23 protein-coding genes are annotated in these 25422 nt (G+C 69.6%); 13 read left to right on the plus strand and 10 right to left on the minus strand.

Annotation, left to right across the window (positions count from 1 at the left end):
- The first annotated feature begins 9 nt into the window (after nucleotides 1-9).
- The 3 genes from V2J18_RS10175 to V2J18_RS10185 all read left to right on the plus strand — a co-directional run bounded on the left by V2J18_RS10175 (nucleotide 10) and on the right by V2J18_RS10185 (nucleotide 6153).
- On the plus strand, nucleotides 10-3099 hold the full coding sequence (locus tag V2J18_RS10175; protein ID WP_064749932.1) for an efflux RND transporter permease subunit: 3090 nt from the start codon (nucleotides 10-12) through the stop codon (nucleotides 3097-3099).
- Between the two features lie 456 nt (nucleotides 3100-3555).
- Nucleotides 3556-5211 carry an AAA family ATPase gene (locus V2J18_RS10180; RefSeq protein WP_336131724.1) on the plus strand — a complete coding sequence of 552 codons (1656 nt, stop codon included), beginning with the start codon at nucleotides 3556-3558 and terminating at the stop codon, nucleotides 5209-5211.
- 3 nt (nucleotides 5212-5214) lie between these two features.
- A complete protein-coding gene (locus V2J18_RS10185) occupies nucleotides 5215-6153 on the plus strand; it encodes a general secretion pathway protein GspB (RefSeq protein ID WP_336131725.1) in 939 nt (312 codons plus the stop codon).
- 190 nt (nucleotides 6154-6343) lie between these two features.
- Here V2J18_RS10185 and V2J18_RS10190 read toward each other — a convergent pair whose 3' ends face one another.
- From V2J18_RS10190 to ykgO, 8 genes are all read right to left on the minus strand, one after another.
- On the minus strand, nucleotides 6344-7555 hold the full coding sequence (locus V2J18_RS10190) for a TraB/GumN family protein (RefSeq protein ID WP_064749929.1): 1212 nt from the start codon (nucleotides 7553-7555) through the stop codon (nucleotides 6344-6346).
- Between the two features lie 236 nt (nucleotides 7556-7791).
- Entirely contained in the window at nucleotides 7792-8718 is a 927-nt protein-coding gene (locus tag V2J18_RS10195) for an alpha/beta hydrolase (RefSeq protein WP_064749928.1), read from the minus strand.
- Nucleotides 8719-8740: 22 nt separating this feature from the next.
- A complete protein-coding gene (locus V2J18_RS10200; protein ID WP_315851276.1) occupies nucleotides 8741-9376 on the minus strand; it encodes a TetR/AcrR family transcriptional regulator in 636 nt (211 codons plus the stop codon).
- A gap of 217 nt (nucleotides 9377-9593) precedes the next feature.
- Nucleotides 9594-10133: a GNAT family N-acetyltransferase gene (locus V2J18_RS10205; protein ID WP_336131726.1), complete on the minus strand. Its 540-nt coding sequence runs from the start codon at nucleotides 10131-10133 to the stop codon at nucleotides 9594-9596.
- A gap of 41 nt (nucleotides 10134-10174) precedes the next feature.
- Nucleotides 10175-11062: a carbon-nitrogen hydrolase gene (locus V2J18_RS10210; RefSeq protein ID WP_064749926.1), complete on the minus strand. Its 888-nt coding sequence runs from the start codon at nucleotides 11060-11062 to the stop codon at nucleotides 10175-10177.
- Between the two features lie 213 nt (nucleotides 11063-11275).
- A complete protein-coding gene (locus V2J18_RS10215; RefSeq protein ID WP_064749925.1) occupies nucleotides 11276-12313 on the minus strand; it encodes an agmatine deiminase family protein in 1038 nt (345 codons plus the stop codon).
- Nucleotides 12314-12317: 4 nt separating this feature from the next.
- Nucleotides 12318-12647, minus strand: a complete 330-nt coding sequence (locus V2J18_RS10220) for a hypothetical protein (RefSeq protein WP_064749924.1) — start codon at nucleotides 12645-12647, stop codon at nucleotides 12318-12320.
- 211 nt (nucleotides 12648-12858) lie between these two features.
- Entirely contained in the window at nucleotides 12859-12984 is a 126-nt protein-coding gene (gene ykgO / locus V2J18_RS10225; protein WP_010342887.1) for a type B 50S ribosomal protein L36, read from the minus strand.
- Between the two features lie 285 nt (nucleotides 12985-13269).
- Between ykgO and cmk the strand changes: the two genes are divergently transcribed.
- From cmk to galU, 8 genes are all read left to right on the plus strand, one after another.
- Complete coding sequence (cmk, locus tag V2J18_RS10230) at nucleotides 13270-13959, plus strand: (d)CMP kinase (RefSeq protein WP_336131727.1); 690 nt, start codon at nucleotides 13270-13272, stop codon at nucleotides 13957-13959.
- 196 nt (nucleotides 13960-14155) lie between these two features.
- Nucleotides 14156-15844 (plus strand): 30S ribosomal protein S1, encoded by a 1689-nt coding sequence (gene rpsA, locus V2J18_RS10235; RefSeq protein WP_064749922.1) that lies wholly within the window; start codon nucleotides 14156-14158, stop codon nucleotides 15842-15844.
- Between the two features lie 171 nt (nucleotides 15845-16015).
- Nucleotides 16016-16318, plus strand: a complete 303-nt coding sequence (locus V2J18_RS10240; RefSeq protein ID WP_064749921.1) for an integration host factor subunit beta — start codon at nucleotides 16016-16018, stop codon at nucleotides 16316-16318.
- Between the two features lie 187 nt (nucleotides 16319-16505).
- Nucleotides 16506-16790, plus strand: a complete 285-nt coding sequence (locus V2J18_RS10245) for a lipopolysaccharide assembly protein LapA domain-containing protein (RefSeq protein WP_064749920.1) — start codon at nucleotides 16506-16508, stop codon at nucleotides 16788-16790.
- 2 nt (nucleotides 16791-16792) lie between these two features.
- On the plus strand, nucleotides 16793-17971 hold the full coding sequence (gene lapB, locus V2J18_RS10250; RefSeq protein WP_064749919.1) for a lipopolysaccharide assembly protein LapB: 1179 nt from the start codon (nucleotides 16793-16795) through the stop codon (nucleotides 17969-17971).
- Between the two features lie 3 nt (nucleotides 17972-17974).
- On the plus strand, nucleotides 17975-18943 hold the full coding sequence (locus V2J18_RS10255; protein WP_336131728.1) for an MraY family glycosyltransferase: 969 nt from the start codon (nucleotides 17975-17977) through the stop codon (nucleotides 18941-18943).
- 96 nt (nucleotides 18944-19039) lie between these two features.
- Complete coding sequence (locus tag V2J18_RS10260; protein WP_336131729.1) at nucleotides 19040-20950, plus strand: polysaccharide biosynthesis protein; 1911 nt, start codon at nucleotides 19040-19042, stop codon at nucleotides 20948-20950.
- Nucleotides 20950-21864 (plus strand): UTP--glucose-1-phosphate uridylyltransferase GalU, encoded by a 915-nt coding sequence (galU, locus tag V2J18_RS10265; RefSeq protein WP_064749913.1) that lies wholly within the window; start codon nucleotides 20950-20952, stop codon nucleotides 21862-21864. Before V2J18_RS10260 ends, galU begins: the two co-directional genes overlap by 1 nt.
- Before the next feature lie 91 nt (nucleotides 21865-21955).
- Here galU and V2J18_RS10270 read toward each other — a convergent pair whose 3' ends face one another.
- Complete coding sequence (locus tag V2J18_RS10270) at nucleotides 21956-22387, minus strand: hypothetical protein (RefSeq protein WP_064749912.1); 432 nt, start codon at nucleotides 22385-22387, stop codon at nucleotides 21956-21958.
- Nucleotides 22388-22453: 66 nt separating this feature from the next.
- Between V2J18_RS10270 and V2J18_RS10275 the strand changes: the two genes are divergently transcribed.
- Together V2J18_RS10275 and V2J18_RS10280 are read left to right on the plus strand one after the other, a co-directional pair.
- A complete protein-coding gene (locus V2J18_RS10275; RefSeq protein WP_064749910.1) occupies nucleotides 22454-23749 on the plus strand; it encodes an NAD(P)/FAD-dependent oxidoreductase in 1296 nt (431 codons plus the stop codon).
- A 32-nt stretch (nucleotides 23750-23781) separates the two neighbouring features.
- The gene (locus V2J18_RS10280; protein ID WP_336133090.1) at nucleotides 23782-24132 is read left to right on the plus strand and encodes a tRNA-binding protein; all 351 of its coding nucleotides are present in this window, start codon (nucleotides 23782-23784) and stop codon (nucleotides 24130-24132) included.
- Between the two features lie 358 nt (nucleotides 24133-24490).
- Here the strand turns inward: V2J18_RS10280 and V2J18_RS10285 are convergent, their stop codons facing one another.
- On the minus strand, nucleotides 24491-25348 hold the full coding sequence (locus tag V2J18_RS10285) for a hypothetical protein (RefSeq protein WP_336131730.1): 858 nt from the start codon (nucleotides 25346-25348) through the stop codon (nucleotides 24491-24493).
- Nucleotides 25349-25422 lie beyond the last annotated feature (74 nt).

The following is a 25422-nucleotide window of genomic DNA, read 5'->3' on the forward strand; positions in this document are numbered from 1 at the left end:
GCACCCAGGATGAGCGTTGCTGAGTTCAGCATCCGGCGCCCGGTCACGATCATCATGGCCTTCGTGTCGATGTTCGTGATCGGCCTGATCGCGGCGGTGCGCCTGCCGCTGGAGGCCTTCCCGTCGATCTCGTTCCCGTTCCTGGTGGTGCAGATGCCGTACGCCGGCTCGACCCCGGAAGAGGTCGAGCGCACCTTGCTGCGGCCGACCGAGGACGCGCTGTCGACCATGACCGGCATCAAGCGCATGCAGGGCGAGGCGCGCGCGGACAACGCCAGCGTGGTGATCGAATTCGCCGACTGGGACCGCGATGTCGCCATCGCGGCTTCGGAGGCGCGCGAACGCATCGACGCCATCCGCAGCGACCTGCCGGACGACCTGCAGCGCTACTTCGTGCTCAAGTTCTCCACCACCGACCAGCCGTTCCTGCGCGTCCGGCTGGCCAGCGACCACGACCTGTCCGGTTCCTACGAGCTGATCGACCGCGAGTTCAAGCGCCGCATCGAGCGTCTGCCGGGCGTGGCCAAGGTCGAGATCTCCGGCGTGTCGCCGAACGAGGTCGAGATCGCCATCGCGCCCGACCGCCTGACCGCGCACAACATCAGCCTCAACGAGCTGACCACGCGCCTGCAGACGGTCAATTTCTCGGTGTCGGCCGGCGAGATCGAGGACGGCGGCCGGCGCCTGCGGGTGCAGCCGATCGGCGAGATCACCGACCTGCAGCAGTTGCGCGACCTGGTGATCGGCACCAACGGCACCCGCCTGGGCGACATCGCCGAGGTCCGCTACAAGCCCAAGCGCATGGCCTACGGCCGGCGCCTGGACGGCCGCCCGGCGGTGGGCCTGGACATCTTCAAGGACCGCAACGCCAATCTGGTCGAAGTCTCGCGCCTGGCCCTGGCCGAGGTCGAGAAGGTCAAGTCCGAGTCGGCGCTGCGCGGGGTCCAGTTCAAGATCATCTCCAACGAGGGCGAGGAGGTCACCAGTTCGCTGCTGGAACTGGCCGAGGCCGGCGCGGTCGGCCTGGTGCTGTCGATGGCGGTGCTGTTCTTCTTCCTGCGCCATTGGCCGTCGACGCTGATGGTGACCCTGGCGATCCCGATCTGCTTCGTGATCACCCTGGGCTTCATGTACTTCGTCGGCGTGACCCTCAACATCCTGACCATGATGGGCCTGCTGCTGGCGGTCGGCATGCTGGTCGACAACGCGGTGGTGGTGGTCGAGAGCATCTACCAGGAGCGCGAGAAGATGCCGGACCAGCCGCGGCTGGCCTCGGTGATCGGCACCCGCCACGTCGCCATCGCCTTGTCGGCGGGCACGCTGTGCCACTGCATCGTGTTCGTGCCGAACCTGTTCGGCGAGACCAACCAGATCAAGATCTTCATGTCGCAGCTGGCGATCACGATCTCGGTCTCGCTGCTGGCCTCGTGGCTGGTCGCGGTCAGCCTGATCCCGATGATCTCGGCGCGGTTGAAGACCCCGCCGACGATCAATCGCAGCACCGGCCTGATCCCCTACCTGCAGCGCAACTACGCCGCGCTGCTGCGCTGGACCCTGGAGCACCGCGGCTGGAGCGTGCTCGGCATCATCCTGATCATCGCCGTCAGCATCGTGCCGATGACCCAGACCAAGTTCGACATGTTCGGCGGCGAAGGCGGCGACAGCGCCAACATCTACTACCAGTGGAAGGGCAGCTACACCAAGGAACAGATGTCGGACGAGGTCAAGCGGGTCGAGGACTACCTCGACGCCAACCGCAAGAAGTTCCACATCACCCAGGTGTACTCGTATTACAGCGAGGACGGCGACGCCAGCACGGTCATCACCTTCGACAAGGAGCTGGTCAAGAAGACCAAGCCGATCACCGACCAGATCAGCAAGGGCCTGCCGAAGTCGGCGCGGGCCGGCATCGGGGTCGGCTTCGACGAGGACCAGGGCCAGCAGAACCAGGTCCAGGTGCAGCTGGTGGGCGATTCCAGCGCCATGCTCGAACAGTTGGGGCAGGATATCGTGCCGATCCTGGCCCGCAGCCCGCGCTTCCGCGACGTGCGCATCGACGCCGGCGACCGCAACAACGAGCTGCGCATCCGGGTCGACCGCGAACGCGCCGCCGCGTTCGGCTTCAGCGCCGACGAGGTGTCCAAGTTCGTTGGCCTGGCCTTGCGCGGCGCGACGCTGCGCGAGTTCCGCCGCGGCGACACCGAGGTCCAGGTGTGGGCGCGCTTCGCCGGCGCCGACCAGTTCAACACCGCCGAGATCGCCTCCTTCACCGTGCGCGCGCCGGACGGCCGCACCGTGCCGTTGCTGAGCATGGTCCAGGTCGAAGTGCGCCCGTCGGCGACCCAGATCAACCGGGTCAATCGCCAGACCACGCTGACCATCAAGTCCAATCTCGGCGACAAGGTCACCGTGCCGGAGGCGCGCAAGGAGATGGAGGCGATCCTCAAGCGGATCGCGTTCCCGCCGGGCTACAGCTATTCCTTCGACGGCAGCGCGTTCCAGCGCGACGACGAGGCCAACCAGCAGATGCTGTTCAACCTGCTGATCGCCTTGATCATGATCTACGTGGTGATGGCGGCGGTGTTCGAGTCGCTGCTGTTCCCCTCGGCGATCATGAGCGGCGTGCTGTTCTCGGTGTTCGGCGTGTTCTGGCTGTTCTGGATCACCGGCACGACCTTCGGGATCATGTCCTTCATCGGCGTGCTGGTGCTGATGGGCGTGGTGGTCAACAACGGCATCGTCATGATCGAGCACATCAACAACCTGCGCCGGCGCGGCTTGTCGCGCACCGAAGCGCTGGTCGAGGGCAGTCGCGAACGCCTGCGCCCGATCCTGATGACCATGGGCACGGCGATCCTGGCGATGGTGCCGATCGCGCTGTCGACCAAGACCAGCGGCGACATGCCGCCGTACTACCCGATGGCGCGCGCGATCGCCGGCGGCCTGGCGTTCTCGACCGTGGTCAGCCTGCTGTTCCTGCCGACCATCTACGCCATCCTCGACGATCTGCGCGGCGGCACCGCCAAGCTGGTGCGGCGCGCGCGCGGCCTGCCGGCGCAGTCGGCGGATGCGGTGGAGCCGGCGGCACAGCACGCATGACGCGTTGACGCCGCCGCGGCGGCCGACCCGCGTGGGCGGCGCACGGACGATGGAACCGTGCGTCGCCGCTCCAGGGCGAATCATGCGCACCCGGATCGCGGCGGCAGCGGCCGCCGCCGCGCGGCTCGCCGGCTTCGGCCTTCGAGGGCGGGGCGACATCGTTCTGTGCGAGCGGGCAACGCGGTCCCGACCGCCGGCGCCTTGCCCTGCGGCCGATCCGCCGGGCCGGCATACGGCTCCGACGATGCGTTCCGATCCGCGCCGGGGCGCGTCGGCGAACAGCCCCGCCGCCGTCCGTGCGGCGCATGCCTGCGCGCACGTTCCGCTTTCGACGCGCATCACGGGCACGGGCTTCGCACTGCGTCCGCCCCGGCCATGCGGGCCGATCGCGCGGCCCAGCCACGCCGGGGCTTGGATTTCGTGGCAGGCTAGGCGCATTCCGCCGCCGGCACGCGCATGTACCTGGATCATTACGGGCTCAAGGAGCCGCCGTTTTCGATCACGCCCGACCCGCGCTTCGTGTTCCTCAGCGAGCGTCATCGGGACGCGTTGGCGCACCTGTTGTTCGGCGTCGGCCAGGGCGGCGGCGGCGGCTTCGTCCTGCTGACCGGAGAGGTCGGCACCGGCAAGACCACCCTGTGCCGCTTGCTGCTGGAGCAATTGCCCGACCACGCCCGCGCCGCGCTGGTGTTGAACCCGCGCCTGAGCCCGGTCGAACTGCTGGAGACCATCGGCGAAGAATTGCGCCTGGACCTGGCCGGCCGCCGCGGCAGCGTCAAGGCCCTGGTCGACGCGCTCAACGCGTATCTGCTCGACGCCTATGCGCGCGGCCTGCGCGTGGTGTTGATCGTCGACGAAGCGCAGAACCTGTCGGTGGAGGCCTTGGAGCAGGTACGCCTGCTGACCAACCTGGAAACCGACACCCAGAAGCTGCTGCAGATCGTGCTGATCGGCCAACCCGAGTTGCGCGACATGCTGGCGCGCCCGGACATGCGCCAACTGTCGCAGCGGATCACCGCGCGGTTCCATCTGACCCCGCTGGATGCGCAGGAAACCGGCGCCTTGCTGCGCCATCGCTACCGCGTCGCCGGCGGCCAGCGGTTGCCGTTCACCGCCGCGGCGATCAAGCGCATCCACGCCCATTCCGGCGGCGTGCCGCGGCTGATCAACGTGATTTCCGAGCGCGCGCTGCTCGGCGGCTACGCCCGCGACGACGCCACGGTGGGCGAGTCGCTGGTCGATCAGGCCGCGTATGAGGCGCTGGCGCCGGTTGCGCGCCGGCGCCGGTATGCGCGCGTCGCCCTGGTCGCGGCCGCTCTGGCCAGCGCAGTCGCGGCAGGCGCCTGGTGGTGGCGTGCATCCGCGCCTACCGCCGCCGCGACGGCGGCCACGCCCACATCGCGTGGCGCGGCCGATTCCCGTGTCGTCGCCGCATCCGCGGTGTCGGCGGTGCAGGCGCCGGTGGCGCCCCCGGCGTCCTCAGCCGCGAGCGCAACCGCCATCGCAACGGGCGCGGTGCCGCGCCTGGACGCGGCGTCGGCGGCGCAGCGCATGAGCGAAGCGGGCGCCGACCCGACCGCGGCGTGGCAGCGTTTGCTCGATCTGTGGCAATTGCCTTCCGGGCCGCCGGCGGTCGAAGCGGCGGCCGCTTGCGCGCGCAGCGTCGCGCCGGGCCTGTACTGCCTGCGCGGCTACGCCCGCCTGGATGCGCTGGCCGCGCTGGGCCGGCCGGTGCTGCTGCGCCTGAACGCCGACGGCCGCAGCGCCTGGGCGCTGTTGCGCGGCGTCGACGCGGTCGATGCGCGGCTGTGGCTGCACGGCCGCGACGTCGACCTCGACCGGATCGCGTTGCAGCGCCTGTGGAACGGCGAATACGCCGCGCTGTGGCGCGGGCCCGAAGGTCTGAGCGCGCCGCTGCCCCAGCCGTTGCAAGGCGCGCCGAAGGCGTGGTTGAACGCGCGCCTCGGCGTCGCCGACGCGGGCGCGGAGGACGTGCGCCGGTTCCAGGCCGCGCGCGGCCTGCGCAGCGATGGCGTGGTCGGTCCGGAAACGCTGTTCGCGCTGTCGGCCGAAGACGCCGCCGGGCCGCGCCTGCAACGGGTATTGGAGTAGACGATGTCGTTGATCCTGGAAGCCCTGCGCAAATCCGAGGCCGAGCGCCGCCGCGGCCAGACGCCGGATCTGCACGCGCCGTTGCCGCCGCTGCCGCCGCCGCTGCGGCGTTCGGCGGCGCCCTGGTTGTGGGGCGCCGGCGCGGCGGTCCTCGCCGCCGCGGTGGGGGTGTGGATGCTGCGCCCTGAATCCTTACCGCAGGGCCCGGCGGGCCCGGTTGCCGCCACGGCGGCCGATGCGGCCGCGCTGCCGAACGCTGCCGCGAACGTTGCGGAGCGGCGCGAACCGGTCGCTGCGACCGCAGCTCCTGCGCCTGGCGTTTCTGGGCCGGATGTCTCCGCCGTCGCAGGAGAACGCACGAGTGCTCCTTCGGTCACCGCCGGCGAGCGCGGTGGTGCGCCGGCTGCCGCGCTTTCGCCTCCGACCGGGACCGCGGCGAAGGCGACGACCGCGGAGCGGGTATCTGCGCCACCGACCGCCGCGGCCTCGTCGGCGGCCACGGCAGCCATCGGCACGAACGCGTCGGCGCCCGCGCCCGCCGCGCCGGTTGCCGCGGTTTCGTCGAACCTCGCTTCTGCTTCCAGCTCCGCCTCGCGCCCGCCATCCGCCGCGCCCGCGCAGACCGCCGCCGCGGCGGCCGCGCTCGAACCGATGGCGGCACCCGAGCCCGTGCCGGTTCTGCCGCCGTCCGCCGCCAAGCCGGCAGGCGAGGGCGGGGCGATGCGCCTGGCCGATCTTTCGCCGGAGGCGCGCAAGCAATTGCCGCCGCTCAAGCTCAGCATGCATATGTGGAACGACGAGCCGGCGCGGCGTTTCGTGATCGTCGACGGTCAGCGGCTGGCCGAAGGCGACCGCATCGGCGAAGCGGTGCTGGTCGCGATTCGCCCCGATGGCGCGGTGCTGGATTGGAACGGCCGCCGCTTGCAGTTGTCGCTGCGCTGAAGCGCGCTCGCTGTTTGTCGGAGCGGCGTGAGCCGCGACAGCCGGAGCGGTGACACACCGCGCCAGGATCCGAAGCCCTGTCGCGACCGAGTCGAAGCCCAATGATCAGGGGGGCGGCGTCTCCGCTTGCGCCCATCGCTCCGCTTGTCGCGGCTTACGCCGCTCCTGCAAGCGCGGCGTCGCGTGCGCTTCAACCGACCAGCTTGGCCGCGATGCGGAAACCGGCCAGCCACACGCCGGCCATCGAACCCAGGTTGGTCAGCAGGAAATTCAGCACCACCCGCGCGACCCGGTTGCGGTACCAGCCGCCCACCGTTTGCGCGTCGTCGCGCAGGGCGAGGAAATCGCCGTAGGCCGGCTTGCGCCGATGCACTTCGACCAGCGCGCTCAACGCGCCGGTCGGCACGCCGGGGCGGAACGGCTTCAACGGCGCGACGATCGCCGCGGTGATCACGCTCAGCGGATGGCCGCCGGCGATCGCGCAGCCCAGCGCGGCCAGGCCGCCGGTGAACAGCACCCACTGCAACAGCAGCTCGGTGCCCATCTGCGCGCCGCCTTTCCAATAACCCCAGGCGATGCCGGCCAGGATCAGGGTGGTGATTGCGATCATCACCCACGGCACCTTGCTCTTGGTCTTGACCTGCTCGAGCGCGATGCGCTGCGCGACCGGGTCGCCCTGGTCCTCGCGCAGATGCTTGGCCAGGCCTTGCAGATGCCCTGCGCCGACCACCGCCAGCACCTCGCGCGACTCGCCCGCGGTCTCGCGCAGGCGCGCGGCCATGTAGCGGTCGCGCTCGGCGATCACGGTGTCGTACAGCTCCGGGCTTTCCTTGGCGAACTCGCCGAAGCTGGACTCGAGCATGTCGCCCTGCTTGAGCTTTTCGATTTCGTCCTCGCCGACCTCGTCGGCGGCGAACAGGCTGGTGACCAGGCCGACGCCGAGCTTGCCGCGGCCGAAGAAGCCCAGCCGCTGCGAGGCGCGCTTGAAGGTCAGGCCGACCTCGCGGTCGATCAGATGCACCGGCAGCTCGCGCTGGCGCGCTTCCAGCACCGCGCGCTTGAGTTCGGCGCCGGGTTCGATGCCGAGCTGTTCGGCGAGCCGGCGCTGGTAGGCGGCCAGGGCCAGGTTGGCGGCGAACAAAGCGGTCTTGCCGGAGCGGATCACCTGGATCAGGTCCAGCCGCGCCAATGCGTCCGGGTCGGTCAGCGCCTGCAGGCGCTGCGGATCGAGTTCGACCGCGACCGCATCGTAGCGGCCGGTGCCGACCGCATCGCGCACGGCATCGACGCTGGCCTGGGACACGTGGGCGGTGCCGAGCAGGGTATAGCGCACGCCGTCGCGTTCGACGATGGCGTGCGGTTGGCCCTGCAGGCCGTCGGATACGAGATGCGGTTCGTTCATGCGGATCGGAAAGGCTCGCGGCAGCTGTGCCGGAGCACAGAAAGGCCCGCAGCATAGAGGTTGCGGCCGGGTGCCGGCAAACCCGTGGCGGACGGTTGCCTGCCTGTCGCGGGATTCGGGATTGGGGATTGGGGATTCGTCGAAGCGGCGTCCTCTGTCTCCCGCTCGACTCGCTGTTCAGCCCGAGCGATCCCCAAATCCCGAATCCCCAATCCCCAATCCCCAATCCCCGCCCCTCAGGCCAACCCATACGGCAAGTTGCCGCTGGACACGACGGTCTCGCCGACCGGTTCGCCGCGCAGGAAGCGCAGGCTGGCGGCGATCACCCCGCCGTCGTCGGCGATGCGGTTGTGGCCCAGGCCCTGGGTGCTGAGCAGGCGCGCGCCCGGCCAGTAGCGCGCATAGCGCTCGCCTTCCGACCAGGGCACTTCGCGGTCGTCCAGATCGTGCACGATCAGCGCCGGGCGGGCGATGTTGGGCGCGTTGCGGTGCGCTTGCTGCGAGTCGAAGCTCAGGCCGACGCGGGTTTCGAAGTAGCCGATCATGCGCCGGCGCAGCGCTTCGCCGACCCACAGGAAACGGGCGAAGCGGCTCACCGCGGCGACCGGATCGGCGGCCGGCGCGATCAATACCGCGCGTTCGGCCTGCAGGCCGCGCGCCAGCGCGAGCAAGGTCGCCGCGCCGCCGAGCGAATGGCCGATCACCGCCGCCGCCGGTCCGTAGTGGTCGCCGACTGCGTACAGATGGCGGGTGAAGTCGGGCAGGGTGGCCAGCCGGCCGGGGCTGCGCCCGTGCGCGGGCTGGTCGAACGCGACCAGGGCGTAACCGGCCTCGCGCAGCGCGGGCAGCCACCGGGCGACGCGGGTGCCGTGGCTGGACCAGCCGTGGGCGAACAATACATAAGGTTGGCGGCGCGGATCGCCCCAGACGTAGGCGACGATGGCGTGGCCGTCGACCTCGATGGTCTCTTCGCGAGCGTCGAAGGTCGGCGCGGCCAGCGCGCGCGTGCGCGAGGACGCGAACGGGGTGCAGAACAGGTCGGCGGCGCGGCGCACGGTCGCATCCGGCGCGAACCAGGCGCCGAACACGAAGCCCAGGCGCAGGCCGTACAAATGGATTATGTTACGAACGGTCGTACTAATTTTGGCGACGGACGTGCTCATGACGGACCTCGCTAGACAGGAATCAGGCCTTGGGGGAGGCGGCGCAAGCGGGCGTGGCGTAAGAACGGACCAAGCGCTCGAACGCGCGGCGCCCGCGCTCGCGCGCGGAATCGAAACCGAACAGGCCGGCGTCGTGGTGGACGATCAGCGCCAGGCCGTAGATTTCGAACGCCAGCTGCTCGGTATCGGTGTCGGCGCCGAGTTCGCCGTTGTCGACCGCCAGTTGCACCGCCTGCGCGAGGGCGGCGCGCCAGCGCTTTTGCTGCTCGACCACCCAATCGCGCAGGGCGCCGGGGCGGTCGTCGTACTCGCTGACCGCGCCGAGCAGCACGCAGCCGCCGTCGGTGTGGCGCGACCAGTCGAACCAGGCGTCGACGATCGCGCGCAGACGCACCAGGCCACGCGGCTGCTTGAGCTGGGACAGCAGCACATAGCCGGTGAACAACTGCGCCGCTTTGTCCAGCACGGCCAACTGCAGGTCTTCGCGCGAACCGAAGTGGGCGAACACGCCGCTCTTGGACATGCCGACGGCGGCGGCCAGCGGCCCGATCGACAAGCCTTCCAGGCCGGCCGAGCAAGCGATGCCGTAGGCCTGTTCCAAGATCGCATCGCGGGTGGCGGCGCCCTTATTGGTCGCGGTCAGAGTCGACATGGCCATAAAATAGCACGTCCGTTCGTTTTATTTTGACCGCTCGTCGGGCGGTTTCGTTCAGCTTAGCGGAACCGTTCCGGCGCGCCTGGGCCAAAGGACGGAGACGCCGTCATCGAGAAAGGCACATTGCGCCGGCCGGCCGGGCCTGTCCGTGGCGGCTGGCGCATATCCGGACGCGCCGCCGCAGGGCGTGCCGGAAACGCGACCGCGTCCCGGCGCGGGTTCAGCACAGGCCGGGCACGTCCGGATCGGGCTCGCCCTCGCGGCCGTCGCCGAGCGGACGCACCATCTGCACCGTATCCAGCCAGCGGCCGTGCTTGCGGCCGATGCCGGGGAACACGCCGGCCAGCCGGAAGCCCAGGCGCTCGTGCAAGGCCATCGATGCGGCGTTGCTGCCGTCGCCGATCACCGCGACCATCTGCCGGAACCCCAGCGCGGTGCAGTCCTCGATCAGGCGCCGCATCAGCGCGCCGCCGACGCCGCGGCCCTGTAGCGCCGGCTCGACGTAGACCGAGTTCTCCACCGTCCAGCGATAGCCGATCCGGTTGCGATAGGCGCTGGCATAGGCATAGCCGGCGAACGCGCCGTCGACTTCGGCGACCAGATAGGGATAGCCGGCATCGGCGATCGCGCGCCAGCGCTTATGCATCTCGGCGCGATCGGGCACGTCGTATTCGTAGGTGGCCACGCCCTCGCGCACTTCGCGCGCGTACAGCGCGGCGATCGCGTCGAGGTCGGCCTCGGCCGCGACGCGCAGCAGCATCGGGCTTGGCGGCTGGCTCGACGGTCGGTTCGGCGCTTGGTTCAATCGCGGTACCGCTTGAGCAGGTCGGCGTAGGCGTCGATGCGGCGGTCGCGCAGGAACGGCCAGATCCGCCGTACGTGCTCGCTGCGGCCCAGGTCGACCTCGGCCAGCAGGATTTCCGGCTCCTGGGTCTTGGCCTCGGCCAGGTACTCGCCCTGCGGGCCGAGCACGTGGCTGGAGCCCCAGAACTGGATACCGGACGCGCCGAGCGGGGACGGTTCGAAGCCGACCCGATTGACGCTGAGCACCGGCAGGCCGTTGGCGACCGCGTGGCCGCGATGGCTGAGGATCCAGGCGTTGCGTTGGCGGTCCTTCTCGTCCTGGGCGTCGTCCGGGTCCCAGCCGATCGCGGTCGGGTACAGCAGCAGCTCGGCGCCGGCCAGCGCCATCAGGCGCGCGCCTTCCGGGTACCACTGGTCCCAGCACACCAGCACGCCGAGGCGGCCGACCGAGGTCTGGATCGGTTCGAAGCCGATGTCGCCCGGGGTGAAGTAGAACTTCTCGTAGAAGCCCGGGTCGTCGGGGATATGCATCTTGCGGTACTTGCCGGCGATCGAACCGTCGGTCTCGTAGACCACCGCAGTGTTGTGGTACAGCCCGGCCGCGCGGCGTTCGAACAGCGAACTGACCAGCACGATACCGTGCTGCTTGGCCAGCGCGCCCAGGCGCTGCGTGCTGGGGCCGGGAATAGTCTCGGCCAGGTCGAACTCCTGCACCGACTCGTGCTGGCAGAAGTACGGCCCGTTGTGCAGCTCCTGCAGCAGGACCAGCTTGGCGCCCTGGCGGGCGGCTTCGCCGACCCGCTGCTCGATATTGGCCAGATTGGCTTCGCGCGAGCCGTGGTCGCGGTCCTGGATCAGCGCGACGGGGAGGGTGGTCTTTTTCATCGGGGCACGGGTCCGGCGGTGAGGCGAGACGTCTATTGTAGGAGAGCGCCGTGACCGGCAGGGCGGCGGCGACACGCGCATCGTCGGAGCGGCCCGGCGCGAGCGGGCGCAGCGAGATCGATGCGGGATGTCCGAGTGCAGACGAGATCGCGCCTGCCTGCGGGATGCGAACGCGCGGCCCGGGGACCGCGCGTTGCCAGACGCGACGCGGCGTTACGCCGCCACGCCCTGCGGCAACTGCATGGTCACGCAATGCAGGCTGCCGTTCTGCCAGATCAGCGCGCGGCACGGCACCGGCACGATCTCGCGATCGGGGAAGGCCTGGGCCAGCACCGCCTGCGCCGCGGCGTCGGCGACGTCGCCGTAGGCCGGCATCAGCACCGCGCCGTTGACGATCAGGAAGTTGGCGTAGCTGGCGGCCAGGCGCCGGCCCTGGTCGAGGATCGGCTGCGGCCACGGCAGCGCGAACAGCCGGTACGGACGGCCGTCGCGGGTGCGCAACGCGGCCAGCTCGGCGGCCATCGCCTGCAATTCCCGGTAATGCGAATCCGACGGGTCGTCGCAGCCCTGGTAGACGATGGCGTCTTCGGCGGCGAAACGGGCCAGAGTGTCGATGTGGGCGTCGGTGTCGTCGCCTTCCAGATAGCCGTGGTCCAGCCACAGCACCCGGTCCTGCCGCAGCCAGCCGGCCAGCCGGGCGCCGAGTTCTTCGCGGCCGAGCTGCGGGTGGCGCTCGTGCAGGCAGCGCCAGGTGGTCAGCAGGGTGCCGGCGCCGTCGGTCTCGATGCCGCCGCCTTCCAGGGCGAAATCGATGCTTTCGCGCTCGCTGCCGGGCGCGAACACGCCCTGCTCGTGCAGGCGCTCGACCAAGAGGTCGTCCTGGCTGGCGTCGAACTTGCCGCCCCAGCCGGTGAAGCGGAAGTCGAGCAGGCGGAAGCCGTCGCCCTGCCTGAGGGTGATCGGGCCGGAGTCGCGCAGCCAGGTGTCGTCGTAGGGCGCATCGATGAAATGCACCCGGCTCATGTCGATCCGCGCCGAGGACAGGCGCGCCCGGGCATAGGCCTGGACGTCGTCGTCGGCGACGCAGATCAGGGCGGGCTGAAACCGGGTGATGGCCGCGACCAGGGCGATGTAGGTCTCTTCGACCTCGCCCAGGCGGTCGGCCCAGTCGGTGTCGGCGTTCGGCCACGCGATCAGGACCGCGGACTGGGGTTCCCACTCCGCGGGGAAGCGCAATGCGTTGTTGGTCATAACCTCAAAGGATAGGCGGTTTCGGTCCGATTTCCTCGGCGCCCGCCTTGTTCGCGACCACGTCGATCACCCGGCTCTTCTCGAAGTACACGGTGAAAGCCGGATAGACCCAGCGGTTGATCTGCGGCCAGGCCCGCTTCTGGCCGCCGCGGGCGTCCAGGCGCTGGGTCGGCTCGCCGTAGCGGGCCTTGACCTGATCCATGCTCTGGCCGCGTGCCGGCAGCAGGGCCTTGCCCTCCTGTTGCACGCGCTCGATCAGCAAGGTCTCGGCCGAAGCCGCGCCCGACAGGGCCAGCAGGGCGAGCAGCGGTGCAACGGCAATGCGCAGTTTCATGGCAAATTCACCTCGTCAAAGGACGCGGGATTCTAGGCACAAGGTGACGCGCAGCGGCAGCGTGCGGCCGTCACGCTTTGATGAACCGGTGCGGGCCGGGCCGCGGCGAAGGCGAGGGCGGGGCGGGTCCGAGGGGCATAACGAAGAAAGCCGCCTTGCGGCGGCTTTCGACTTGAACCCGGGCGGCGGACTTGAAATCCGCCGTCGCGACTCAGCGCTGACGCGCCTTGAAACGGGGGTTCGACTTGCAAATCACGAAGACCTTGCCGCGGCGGCGGACGACCTTGCAGTCGCGGTGACGGGCCTTCGCCGACTTCAGAGAGGACAGGACCTTCATGACAGACCTCGGCAAAAAGTGGGTGAAATAAAGCGGGTGGAAAATTAAGCCCGCGATTCTAGCGGATAAAAACTCGCCCGATCAAGTGCTTGCAGGAAGAAATCTGCGCCTGGCGCCGGCTGCGGCCCGCCGGACCGGGCCGTGCGGCGGCGGAGAAGGTGGCCCGGGCCGGGTGGGTGCCGCCGCGGCATGTCGGGGCGGGCCGGGCGGCGGTGCGCCGATATCCGGCCGCGGCCGGCGGCGGGGTCGGCGGAGAAAGCGCTGCGACGGCCGCATAATACAGTCATGAACAGCGCATCTTCCGACTCTATCTTCGTCCCCGTCCTCACCATCGACGGCCCCTCCGGCTCCGGCAAGGGCACGATCAGCCGCCTGGTCGCCCAGCGCCTGGGCTGGCACTACCTGGACTCCGGCGCCCTGTACCGGGCGGTCGGTGTCGCCGCCGGCTGGGCCGACCTCGATCTGGCCGACCCGGCCGCCCTGGTCCGCTGCGCCTTCGACACCCGGATCGGCTTCCGTGAACAGGCCGGCGAGCTGCGCGTCCTGGTCAACGAGGTCGACGCCACCGACGAGCTGCGCACCGAAACGGCCGGAGCGGCCGCCTCGGCCATCGCCGCCATCCCCGAGGTCCGGGCCGCGCTGAAGGACCGCCAGCGGGCGTTCCGGCAGCTGCCGGGCCTGGTGGCCGACGGCCGCGACATGGGCACGGTCATCTTCCCGGACGCCCCGTTCAAGGTGTTTTTGACCGCCAGCGCCGAGGAAAGGGCGGAGAGGCGTTATAAGCAGTTGAAAGACAAAGGGGTTTCGGTTACTTTAGACGGTCTGCTACGGGAGATTCTCGCCCGCGACGCGCGCGACGCCCAGCGCGCGGTGGCGCCGCTGCGACCGGCCATCGATGCCGTGCGCATCGACACCACCGGCTTGGGCATCGACGCGGTGGTCGAACAGGTGCTGGCCTTGTTGCCGGCGCACTGAGCGACATCGCGCGGACGTTTTCCCCGCAGCGGATGCTGCAACAGCCCCGTCGCATTCCGCGGCGGATCAACCACAACACATGGTGCGGCTCCATCGCATCACATAACGGGTGGGTCGACCACGCGCTGCTTGCGTCGCCACGACGGCGACGATGCCAGCCGGTGCGGCCCGTGTGTTCAACCGAGTATTCAATCCAATGACCGAATCATTTGCCGAACTGTTCGAACAGAGCCAGCAGTACCTGGCCAAGCTGAAGCCGGGCGCCATCGTCACCGGCGTCGTCGTGGAAGTCCGCGGCGACGTGGTGGTGATCAACGCCGGCCTGAAGTCCGAAGGCATCGTGCCGATCGAACAGTTCCGTAACGACGCCGGCGAGATCGACGTCGCCGAAGGCGACGAAGTCAAGGTCGCCCTCGACTCGATCGAAAATGGCTTCGGCGAAACCGTACTCTCGCGCGAGAAGGCCAAGCGCGCGATGGTGTGGGACGAGCTGGAAGCCGCGCTGGAAAAGAACGAAACCATCACCGGCCGCATCAGCGGCAAGGTCAAGGGCGGTTTCACCGTCGACATCAAGGATGTCCGCGGCTTCCTGCCGGGTTCGCTGGTGGACGTGCGCCCGGTGCGCGACTCCGCCTATCTCGAAGGCAAGGAACTCGAGTTCAAGCTCATCAAGCTGGACCGCAAGCGCAATAACATCGTCGTCTCCCGCCGCGCGGTGGTCGAGAGCGAGTACAGCGTCGAGCGCGAACAGCTGATGGAGAAGCTGCAGGAAGGCGCGATCCTCAAGGGCGTGGTCAAGAACCTCACCGACTACGGCGCGTTCGTCGACCTCGGCGGCATCGACGGCCTGCTGCACATCACCGACATGGCGTGGAAGCGCGTGCGTCATCCGTCCGAAGTGGTCGAAGTCGGCCAGGAGCTGGACGTCCGCGTGCTCAAGTACGACCGCGAGCGCAACCGCGTTTCGCTCGGCCTCAAGCAGCTGGGCGAGGATCCGTGGGACAACATCGCCCGTCGCTACCCGGCCAACACCCGCGTGTTCGGCAAGGTCAGCAACGTCACCGACTACGGCGCGTTCGTCGAGATCGAGCCGGGCGTCGAAGGCCTGGTGCACGTGTCCGAGATGGACTGGACCAACAAGAACGTCAACCCGTCCAAGATCGTGCAGGTCGGCGACGAGGTTCAGGTCATGGTTCTGGACGTCGACGAAGAGCGTCGCCGCATCTCGCTGGGCATGAAGCAGGTCACCAGCAACCCGTGGGAGACCTTCGCGGCCATCCACAAGAAGGGCGACAAGGTCGAAGGCCAGATCAAGTCGATCACCGACTTCGGCATCTTCATCGGCCTGGACGGCGGCATCGACGGCCTGGTCCACCTGTCCGACATCAGCTGGAACACCACCGGCGAAGACGTGGTTCGCAACTTCAAGAAGGGCGACACGCTGGAAGCCGTGGTCCTGGCGGTCGATCCGGAGCGCGAGCGCATCAGCCTGGGCGTCAAGCAGCTGGAGCAGGACCCGATGGGTCAGTACGTCGCTTCCAACGCCAAGGGCTCGATCGTCAAGGGCACGGTGAAGGAAGTCGACGCCAAGGGCGCCACCATCGAGCTGGCCGACGGCATCGAAGGCTACGTCGCCGCGCGCGACATCGCCAAGGAGCGCGTCGAAGACGCTTCGCAGTACCTGAAGGTCGGCCAGGAAGTCGAGGCCAAGATCATCGGTACCGATCGCAAGGGTCGCAGCATGCAGCTGTCGATCAAGGCGAAGGACGAAGCCGAGCAGCAGGAGGCCCTGGCCGACTACAACCGTCAGGCCGGCGACGCCGCCAGCGGCACCACCAGCCTCGGCGCGCTGCTGCGCGAGCGTCTGGGCGGCAAGTCCGAGTAATCGCTCTTCCGTTTCAGGCACTACGGCCCGGTTCGTCCGGGCCGGCAACACCGATGCTCCACCGAGGCGGCCCGGCAGGGCCGGGCCGCCCTCGGTCTGCGGCCGGGGATCGCGAGCGATCGCGACGCCGCAGCACTTCCGAATCTTTCGCGGCCAGGCCACGTTTCGCCTATGACCAAGTCCGAACTCATCGAGATCCTTTCGCAGCGTCAGGCCCATCTCAAGGGCGACGATGTGGATCTGGCGGTGAAGGCTTTGTTGGAAATGATGGGCGGCGCGCTTTCCGCCGGCGACCGCATCGAGATCCGCGGTTTCGGCAGCTTCTCCCTGCATTACCGTCCGCCGCGCCTGGGCCGCAATCCCAAGACCGGCGAATCGGTCGCGCTGCCCGGCAAGCACGTGCCGCACTTCAAGCCCGGCAAGGAACTGCGCGAGCGCGTCAGCGGGGCGACCCCGCTCGACGAAGACGCCTGATCGCGCGTTCGTCGCGCCGGGCTTCGGTGCGCAACGCCGGCTTCGCCGTTCATCGCTTTGCGTCGGCCCGCCCGGTGCCGACACCGACCCCGGCCCTTGCGCTGCGCGCCTCTACGCGGCCTGCATTCGCGTCCGCTAAGCTAGGCGCGACACGCACCCGCCGGTGCACGACTTCCGGAACCTTCCCATGCGCGTGATCCGCCTTCTCGTCGCCTTGGCCTGCCTCGCGGCAGGGGCGATCCTCGGCGCACTCAACCGCCAGATCGTGAGCATCGATCTGGGCGTCGGCTTCGTGCCGCCGACCTCGCTGGGCATCGCCCTGATCGTGGCCTTGCTGATCGGCGCCCTGATCGGCGGCCTGGCGATCAGCGCCAGCGTGGTGCTGCCGTTGCGCCGCCGCCTGGCCCGCGCCGAGCGCGCCGCGTCCGCCGCGCCGGCTCCGGCGCCGACCCTGACCGGCCCCGAGGTCTGAGCATGGAGTTCATCAGCCAGTGGTTCTGGTTCTTCCTGTTGCTGCCGATCGCCGCCGTCGGCGGCTGGGTGGTCGGACGGCGCGGCGGCGAGCGCCATAGCGACACCCAGGTCAGCCGCCTGTCGACCACGTATTTCCGCGGCCTCAACTACCTGCTCAACGAGCAGCCGGACAAGGCGATCGAACTGTTCCTGCACATCGCCGAACTGGATAAGGACACCTTCGAAACCCAGGTCGCGCTGGGCCATCTGTTCCGCCGCCGCGGCGAGGTCGACCGCGCGATCCGCCTGCACCAGGCGCTGGTCCAGCGTCCGGGCCTGAGCGATCAGCAGAAGGTCCAGGCCCTGCTCGCGCTGGGCGAGGACTACATGCGCTCGGGCCTGCTCGACCGCGCCGAGACGGTGTTCAGCGACCTGGTCGCGCTGGACATGCGCGCGCCGCTGGCGCTGCGCCATCTGATCGGCATCTACCAGGCCGAGCGCGACTGGGGCAAGGCGATCGAGAACGCGCAACGCTACGAGGCCGCGACCGGCGAGCCGATGGGCAAGCTGATCGCCCAGTTCGAGTGCGAGCTGGCCGATCGCCACCGCGCCGCCGGCGAGATCGAGGCCGCGCGCGAGGCGGTCAAGCGCGCCTACGAGGCCGACGCCAATTCGGTCCGGGCCGGCATGCTGGAAGGCCGGATCGAAGTCGAGGCCGGCAACGACGCGGCGGCGATCCGCGCCTTCGAGCGCGTCGCCCGCGCCGACCCGGACTACCTGCCGGAAGTACTGCCGGCGCTGCTGAGCTGCTACGAGCGCGACGGTGATGCGACCGGCGCTCGCGCGTTCCTGGCCGAGATGTGCGAGCACTACCGCGGCATCGCGCCGGTGCTGGCCCTGACCCGCATGGTCGAAGCCGAAGACGGCGTGCCGGCGGCGCGCGCCTACCTGGCGCGGCAGCTCAAGGATCGGCCGTCGGTGCGCGGCGAGGCGGCGCTGATCGACCTGACCCTGGCCGAGAACGCCGACCCGCTGGCCACCTTGCACGACCTCAAGCACATCACCGACCAATTGCTGGTGCGCAACCCCAGCTACCGCTGCAACCGTTGCGGTTTCGGCGCGCGCAGCCATCACTGGCAATGCCCGAGTTGCAAGGAGTGGGGCACGGTCAAGCCGCTGCTCAACTACGCGGTGGTCTGAGCGATGTGGGCCTGGATTGCGATCTATGCGGCGCTCGGCGCCGCAGGCACCTGGCTGGCGCGCGCCTATGCGCTGCACCGGCGCATGATCGACGAGCCCGGCGAGCGCCGCAGCCATAGCGTGGCGACCCCGCGCGGCGGCGGCATCGCGATTGTCGCGGCGTTGCTGATCGCGACGGTCGCGGTCGGCGTGCGTTTCCCTTCCCATGCGCCGCTGGCGGCGGCATTCGGGCTGGGGCTGGTCCTGATTGCGGGCATCGGCTGGATCGACGACCACCGGCCCCTGTCGCCGTGGCTGCGCCTGGGAGTGCATGCCGCAGCCGCGGCCCTGCTGGGCGTCGCGGTGGGTACGATCCACGGCGAGGCCTGGCTGGGACTGGCGACGTTCGCGTTGGCGATCGGCCTGACCAACGTGTGGAACTTCATGGACGGGATCAACGGCCTGGCCGCGTCCCAGGCGGCCCTGGTCGCGTTGGCCCTGGCCTGGCTCGGCGGTCCGGTGTGGAGTTGGCTGGCCCTGGCCCTGGCCGCGGCTTGCCTGGGTTTCCTGCCGTTCAATTTCCCGCGGGCGCGCATCTTCATGGGCGACGTCGGCAGCGGCGCGATCGGCTACGCCGCGGCCGGGCTGGCGGCGCTGGCGGCGAGCGGGCTCGGTTCGCGTTCAGCCCTGTTGTTGTGGCCCTTGGCCGCATTCATGGTGGATGCCGGCTTGACCTTGTTGAGCCGGGTGCGCCGCGGCGAGCGCTGGTGGACGCCGCACACCCAGCACGCCTACCAGGCCTGGGCGCGACGGATCGGACACACCCGGGTCACGCTCGCTTATGGGGCTTTCACGCTGTTGGCCGTAGTGTCCCTGCGCTATGTGACCGAAGTCCGGACCGGTTTCATCCTGGGTATGGGAGCGGCGTGGTATATGTCCGGCGCTTTTTTTTGGTGGCTGATACGCCAGGCCGAACCCCGCGACCGGGACTAGGCCGACCGACGCCCCGACCGATCGCCGGCGGGGCGTCATCGTTGCAATCCGCGACAGCCATAACGCTAATCCGACCGACTTCAGCTGGGGCAAGGAATGAACTCATTGCGTGATCGTCTCAAAGGCGGCCTGCCACGGTTGGCGGTGGTCGCGCACGATCTCGCGATGGTGTGGCTGGTCTGGCAGGCCCTGCACAAGCTGCGCTTCGGGGTCGTGGTGACGCCGCCGACGCTGCCGTTGTGGTCGACCGAGATCGCCCTGGTGCTGGCGGCGCAGGGCCTGGTGTTCTGGCAGGTCGGCCTGTACCGCGGCCTGTGGCGCTTCGCCGGCGTGCCGGACCTTTGGAATATCTTCAAGGCCTGCATGCTCGGCCTGTTCGCGATCGTGCTGGGCCTGTTCCTGTACAACCGTCTCGACCTGGTGCCGCGCACGGTGCTGGTGCTGTATCCGCTGGTGCTGATGGGCATGCTCGGCGCGCCGCGCCTGCTGTACCGGGCCTGGAAGGACAGCCGAATCGACAGCGCCAATGCGGTGTCGGTGCGGATCCTGATCCTCGGCGCCGGCCGCGCCGGCGAGGCGCTGGTGCGCGATCTGCGCCGCTTCGGCACCTACCACCCGGTCGGCTTCCTCGACGACGCCGCGCGCCTGCGCGGCAGCAAGGTCCAGGGCGTGCCGGTGCTGGGCCGGGTCGAGGACGTCGCCGAGATCGCGCGCGAGACCGCGGCCAAGCTGCTGGTGATCGCGATGCCGTCGGCCGACGCCAACGCGATGCAGCGGGTGGTGATGGCCTGCGAACGCACCGGGGTGCCGTTCCGGATGGTGCCGCGCCTGCAGGACGTGCTCGAGGGCCGTTCGCTGCCGGGCGAGCTGAAGGAAGTGGCGATCGAGGACTTGCTCGGCCGCAAGCCGGTGATGCCGGACTGGAAGGCGATCCGCAGCTGGCTCGGCGCGCGTTCGGTGCTGGTCACCGGCGCCGGCGGCTCGATCGGTTCGGAGCTGTGCCGGCAGAGCGCCCGCCACGGCGCCAGCCGCATCGCCCTGATCGAGATCGACGAGCTGGCCCTGGTCACCACCGAGACCGCGCTGCGCCGCGACTTCCCCGACGTCGAATTCATTCCGATCCTCGGCGACTGCGGCGACAAGGCGGTGATCGAGTACGCGCTCAAGCTGGCCGAACCCGAGGCCGCCTTCCACGCCGCCGCCTACAAGCAGGTGCCGCTGCTGGAAGCGCAGCTGCGCGAAGCGGTGCGCAATAACGTGCTGGCCACCGAAACCGTGGCTCGGGCCTGCCGCGCGGCCGGCGTCGGCACCTTCGTGCTGATCTCCACCGACAAGGCGGTCGACCCGGTCAACGTGCTCGGCGCGACCAAGCGCCTGGCCGAGATGACCTGCCAGGCCCTGGCCGACCAGCGCGCGACGCGCTTCGTCACCGTGCGCTTCGGCAACGTGCTCGACTCGGCCGGCAGCGTGGTGCCGTTGTTCCGCGAACAGATCCGCAGCGGCGGCCCGGTCACCGTGACCGACCCGGAAGTGACCCGTTTCTTCATGACCATTCCCGAGGCCTGCCAGCTGATCCTGCAGGCCTCGGCGATCGGCACCCATGAGGCGATCTACACCCTTGACATGGGCGAGCCGGTGCCGATCCGCCTGCTGGCCGAGCAGATGATCCGCCTGGCCGGCAAGACCCCGGGTCGCGACATCGCCATCGTCTACACCGGCCTGCGCCCGGGCGAGAAGCTGCACGAGACCTTGTTCCACGCCGACGAGCGCTACCGCCCGACGGTGCATCCCAAGATCCTGCAGGCCGAGCCGCGCGACGTGTCGATGGCCGCGCTGGAAGGTTCGCTGCAACAGCTGCGCGAGGCCTCCGTGCGCTACGACCGGGAAGCGCTGAACAGTCTGCTGCGCATGGCGGTTCCCGAGTTCCAGCCGGTCGGAGAACACCCCGATTACAAAGAGTCGGCTACGGTGGTCGCTTTTCCCGCCCGTAACGCCAGGAAGATTTGATGGCTACAGCCAACGCGAAGCCGCGCATCCGCAAGGCCGTATTCCCGGTGGCCGGTCTCGGCACCCGTTTCCTTCCCGCCACCAAGACCGTTCCCAAGGAAATGCTGCCGATCGTGGATCGGCCGTTGATCCAGTACGCCGTCGACGAGGCCATCGAGGCCGGCTGCGATACCCTGGTGTTCGTCACCAACCGCTACAAGCACGCGGTGGCCGACTACTTCGACAAGGCCTACGAGCTAGAGCACAAGCTCGAACGCTCGGGCAAGACCGAACAGTTGGAGCTGATCCGCAACGTGTTGCCGGAAGGCGTGCGCGCGGTGTTCGTGACCCAGGCCGAGGCCCTGGGCCTCGGCCATGCAGTGTTGTGCGCCAAGGAAGTGATCGGCGACGAGCCGTTCGCGGTGGTGTTGCCGGACGACCTGATCTGGAACCGCGGCCCCGGCGCGCTCAAGCAGATGGCCGACGCGGCGCAGGCCAGCGGCGCCAGCGTGATCGCGGTGCAGGACGTACCGCACGAGCAGACCGGCAGCTACGGCATCGTCGCCACCGACGGGTTCCAGGCGCGCGAAGGCCGGATCCGCGCGATCGTCGAGAAGCCCAAGCCCGAGGTCGCGCCGAGCAATCTGGCGGTGGTCGGGCGCTACGTGCTCAACCCGCGCATCTTCGAATTGCTGGAAAGCACCACGCCCGGCGCCGGCGGCGAGATCCAGCTGACCGACGCGATCGCCACCCTGCTGGAGCAGGAAACCGTCAACGCCTACCGTTTCCAGGGCACGCGCTTCGACTGCGGCACCCATCTGGGCCTGATCGAGGCGACGATCCGCTACGCGCTCGACCACGAAAAGCTCAGCGATTCGGCGCGCCAGCTGATGCAGAACGCGCTCAGCGAACTAGGCGTCGAGGATCTGGCCTGAGGCCGCAGGCAACCGCCGGAGGCGAGGGGATAGCGAAGCAACAGCGCCGGCGCTCCGCTTTCGCCATTCGCCGGCTCCCGCGCGCTGTCTCCTAACCCTTGGCCCAGAACAGGGCCAGCGACGCGGCCGCGGCGCAACCGCCGGCCGCGATCTGCGCGACACGCCCCATCCCGGCGCTGCGCAACGCCCACACCCGGGCGACCTCGCCGCGCAGCACGCGCACGTCGCGGTAGGTCTTCCATTCGCGCGGCGGAAACCGCCCCTGGTCCGCCGCCACACGGCCGAGCCGGCGCAGGCTGCGGCCCCACAGCGCCAGCGGCAGCACCGGCGCGGCCAGCATCGCCGCGATCGCCAGGCCGAGCCAGCGTCGCGCCTCCGCGGCCGGGCTGGCCAGTGCATGCGCCTGCACCGCCAGCAGCCAATCCCGCCACTGCCACAGGCCCAGGCCGCACAACAGGGCGAGCGCGCCCAGCAAGGCCAGGCTGCGTCTGCGGTAGGCTAGATCGGCGCGGTGGATGTCCATGGCTCTGCTGCGATCGCGTTCGAATCGTCGTCATCGATCTCGCCATCAAACCGCCGCCGTCGCCCCATGTCCATGCCCGCCGACAGTTTCTATCGCGCCAGCCTGCAAGCGATGCCGTCCTGGCCGCCGTTGCGCGAGCGCCGCGACGCCCGGGTGTGCGTGATCGGCGGCGGCTTCGCCGGCCTCAACACCGCTTTGGGCTTGGCCGAGCGCGGCTGGCCGGAGGTCGTGCTGCTGGAGGCGCGATCCGTCGGTCACGGCGCCTCGGGGCGCAACGGCGGCTTCGTGTTCGGCGGTTTCTCGCGCGGCGAGGACGCGCTGCTGCGCGAGCTGGGTCCGGCCCGCGCCCGCGCCTTGTATGCGGGTACGACCGGCGCGGTGGAACTGATTCGTCGGCGCATCCACGCCCACCGTATCGACTGCGACGCGACCGAGGCCGGCGTGCTGTGGGCCAACTGGTTCCGCGATCCGCAGGTGCTGCGCGAGCGCCAGCGCCTGCTGGCCGAGCATTACGGAGTGGAGTGGGAGTGGTGGTCGCGCGAGCGAGTGCGCGAACAGGTGCGCAGCGAGCGCTACCACGATGCTTTGTACGAACCGCAGGCATTGCATTTCCACCCGCTCAAATACGCCCACGGTCTGGCCGCGTCGGCGTCCCGGCTCGGCGTGGCCGTGCACGAGGACACGCCGGCGCTGTCGCTGCAGCGCGCCGGCAGCGGCTGGCGCGTGCGCACCGCACAAGGCGAGGTCGAGGCCGAACAGGTGGTGCTGGCCTGCGGCGGTTATCTGGCCGGCCTGCGCCGCGACGTCGACGCGGCGGTGATGCCGATCGCGACCTATGTCATGGTCACCGCGCCGCTCGGCGCGCACCTGCAGCGCGCGTTGCGCACCCGGGCGGCGGTCTACGACACCCGCTTCGCCTTCGACTACTATCGGCCGTTGCCGGACACGCGCCTGCTGTGGGGCGGCCGCATCTCGGTGCTGGACCGCTCGCCGGAGCAGGTCAAACGGCTGCTGTACCGCGATCTGCTCAAGGTGTTTCCGCAATTGGCCGGAGTCGGCATCGACTACGCCTGGTCGGGCTTGATGAGTTACGCCCGCCACCAGATGCCGCAGATCGGCCGCATCGACGACGGCCTGTGGCTGGCGCAGGCCTTCGGCGGCCACGGCGTGGCGCCGACCACCTTCGCCGGCGAACGCTTGGCCGCGGCGATCGCGGAAGGCGACGAGGGCTGGCGCGAGCTGAGCCGTTACGGCCTGGTGTCGGCATGGAAACCGGCCGGGCTGGCGGCGGCGCAAATCAGTTATGCCTGGGCCCAGTTCAAGGACTGGTGGAAAGACCGCAACGAAGGACATACCGCATGAGCCCGACCCACGACCGCGCGCCCCGCGACGGCATGACCGACGAAGCCGCGCACGGCCTGATCGAGTGGAGCGATTTCGAGAAGGTGCTGATCTGCGCCGGCACCGTGACCCAGGTCGAGGCGTTTCCGCAGGCGCGCAAGCCGGCGTGGAAACTGTGGGTCGATTTCGGCCCGTACGGCATCCGCAAGACCAGCGCGCAGATCCGCCACCTGTACGCGGCCGAGGATCTGCTCGGCCGCCAGATCGTCGGGGTGATCAACTTCCCGCCCAAGCAGATCGGGCCTTTCGTGTCGGAGTTTCTGCTGACCGGGTTTCCGACCGAGGAGGGCGTGGTCATCACCGCAATCGAACGGCCGGTGCCCAACGGCACCCGGCTGGCCTGAGCGCCGCGCCGGCGGATGAAACAACGGTAATGCCGGGGTCCTGGCCGCGACAGCGGCGGCCGTGCAGGCGGGGCGGGCGATCCGCTGTCGGAACTTCCCGAAGGAATCTTCCGCGCGGCGCCTGTTCGTCGTACCGCTCGCTGCCGCGCTGTTGCCTCTGAGCCTGGCGGCCGCTGCAGCCGTGTCTGCCGCCGCTGCGCCTGCGGCGGGAAAAGCGGCAGCCGAACGCTGCCGCGATGCCAGGGGCAAATTCGTCGCCTGCGCAAAACCGACCGTCGCCAAGCGCGGCCGCGACGGCCACGGCAAGTTCGTCGCCCGCCCGAAATAGCGCCGGGGCAGGGCGAAACCCCGCACCTGCTCAGCTTTCGCCGTCGCCCGACTGCGGCGCCGGATCTTCGTGCCTGCCGATCGCGACGGTCTTGTCGTCGCCGTCGTAGCGCTTGGCCGCCCGGTCCCAGTGCGCGGCGATCTGCGGATGAGCGTCGCAGGCCAAGCGCCGCAGCCGTTCGTAGGCGGGAGAGTCGCCGCCCTCGTGCCCGGTCGGGCCCAGGCGCAAGGTGATCCGGGGGCTCAGCCCGCCGCCGCTGCGGAAGGCGAGGTAGCCGCCGTCGTCGAAATCCGCGCGGTACAAGGACGCAGGCGTATCCGGATCGCGGTCGATGCGCGACGCGTGCGCGCGCACCTCGCGCGCGAGCCGGCACAGGCGCGCGAACCCGCGCCGGTCCCACATGCGCGCGGTGCGCCGATTGACCTGGTCGTGAAAGGACTGGCCGGCGACCGGCGCGATCGGGTAGCGCGCATCGAACAAGACCGCTTGCCTCAGCGCGCGGAAGTCGCTGCGTTGCGCTCGCGCGCCGGGGTAGTCGATTTCGTGCGCGATCTTGCCCAGATCGTGGCCATAGACGCGTCTGAGATCGCGCTCGAACATCGCCGGCCGGCAGCCCCGGTACACGGCGGTCAGGCCGGACTTCAAGTACATCTCCACCGCATAGCCGAGCAGCAGCAGGCTGGCGCGCGGCATCCCTTCCAGCCGCTGCCACTCGCGCGGCGCCATCCGGACGGGAGGCTGCGCGCGCAGGCGGCGCTTCAGCGCTCTGCGCCGGACCTGCCACAGCGCGCGCAGTTCGCGTGCGGAAGCGAACAGTCCGTCGCCTTCCTTCAGCCATTCGGCCGGATCGAACATGCCCGGATGCTTGACGGCGACGATGGGCTGCATCGCGAGCGCCCCTGCGGCGACGGTGCGGGAGCGACAGCATCCGGCGCTGGCGGGCAAAAAGAAACCCCGGATCG

This window comes from Lysobacter firmicutimachus (assembly GCF_037027445.1).
Taxonomy (GTDB): Bacteria; Pseudomonadota; Gammaproteobacteria; order Xanthomonadales; family Xanthomonadaceae; genus Lysobacter; species Lysobacter firmicutimachus.

Coding starts and splice junctions, on each gene's coding strand:
- V2J18_RS10185 (WP_336131725.1), top strand. CDS start 5,215: ATGTCGTTGATCCTGGAAGCCCTGCGCAAATCCGAGGCCGAGCGCCGC.
- V2J18_RS10205 (WP_336131726.1), bottom strand. CDS start 10,133: ATGCTGCTGCGCGTCGCGGCCGAGGCCGACCTCGACGCGATCGCCGCG.
- cmk (WP_336131727.1), top strand. CDS start 13,270: ATGAACAGCGCATCTTCCGACTCTATCTTCGTCCCCGTCCTCACCATC.
- V2J18_RS10175 (WP_064749932.1), top strand. CDS start 10: ATGAGCGTTGCTGAGTTCAGCATCCGGCGCCCGGTCACGATCATCATG.
- V2J18_RS10195 (WP_064749928.1), bottom strand. CDS start 8,718: ATGAGCACGTCCGTCGCCAAAATTAGTACGACCGTTCGTAACATAATC.
- V2J18_RS10220 (WP_064749924.1), bottom strand. CDS start 12,647: ATGAAACTGCGCATTGCCGTTGCACCGCTGCTCGCCCTGCTGGCCCTG.
- lapB (WP_064749919.1), top strand. CDS start 16,793: ATGGAGTTCATCAGCCAGTGGTTCTGGTTCTTCCTGTTGCTGCCGATC.
- V2J18_RS10245 (WP_064749920.1), top strand. CDS start 16,506: ATGCGCGTGATCCGCCTTCTCGTCGCCTTGGCCTGCCTCGCGGCAGGG.
- V2J18_RS10180 (WP_336131724.1), top strand. CDS start 3,556: ATGTACCTGGATCATTACGGGCTCAAGGAGCCGCCGTTTTCGATCACG.
- V2J18_RS10200 (WP_315851276.1), bottom strand. CDS start 9,376: ATGGCCATGTCGACTCTGACCGCGACCAATAAGGGCGCCGCCACCCGC.
- V2J18_RS10215 (WP_064749925.1), bottom strand. CDS start 12,313: ATGACCAACAACGCATTGCGCTTCCCCGCGGAGTGGGAACCCCAGTCC.
- rpsA (WP_064749922.1), top strand. CDS start 14,156: ATGACCGAATCATTTGCCGAACTGTTCGAACAGAGCCAGCAGTACCTG.
- V2J18_RS10275 (WP_064749910.1), top strand. CDS start 22,454: ATGTCCATGCCCGCCGACAGTTTCTATCGCGCCAGCCTGCAAGCGATG.
- ykgO (WP_010342887.1), bottom strand. CDS start 12,984: ATGAAGGTCCTGTCCTCTCTGAAGTCGGCGAAGGCCCGTCACCGCGAC.
- V2J18_RS10210 (WP_064749926.1), bottom strand. CDS start 11,062: ATGAAAAAGACCACCCTCCCCGTCGCGCTGATCCAGGACCGCGACCAC.
- V2J18_RS10240 (WP_064749921.1), top strand. CDS start 16,016: ATGACCAAGTCCGAACTCATCGAGATCCTTTCGCAGCGTCAGGCCCAT.
- V2J18_RS10285 (WP_336131730.1), bottom strand. CDS start 25,348: ATGCAGCCCATCGTCGCCGTCAAGCATCCGGGCATGTTCGATCCGGCC.
- V2J18_RS10260 (WP_336131729.1), top strand. CDS start 19,040: ATGAACTCATTGCGTGATCGTCTCAAAGGCGGCCTGCCACGGTTGGCG.
- V2J18_RS10190 (WP_064749929.1), bottom strand. CDS start 7,555: ATGAACGAACCGCATCTCGTATCCGACGGCCTGCAGGGCCAACCGCAC.
- galU (WP_064749913.1), top strand. CDS start 20,950: ATGGCTACAGCCAACGCGAAGCCGCGCATCCGCAAGGCCGTATTCCCG.
- V2J18_RS10280 (WP_336133090.1), top strand. CDS start 23,782: ATGACCGACGAAGCCGCGCACGGCCTGATCGAGTGGAGCGATTTCGAG.
- V2J18_RS10255 (WP_336131728.1), top strand. CDS start 17,975: ATGTGGGCCTGGATTGCGATCTATGCGGCGCTCGGCGCCGCAGGCACC.
- V2J18_RS10270 (WP_064749912.1), bottom strand. CDS start 22,387: ATGGACATCCACCGCGCCGATCTAGCCTACCGCAGACGCAGCCTGGCC.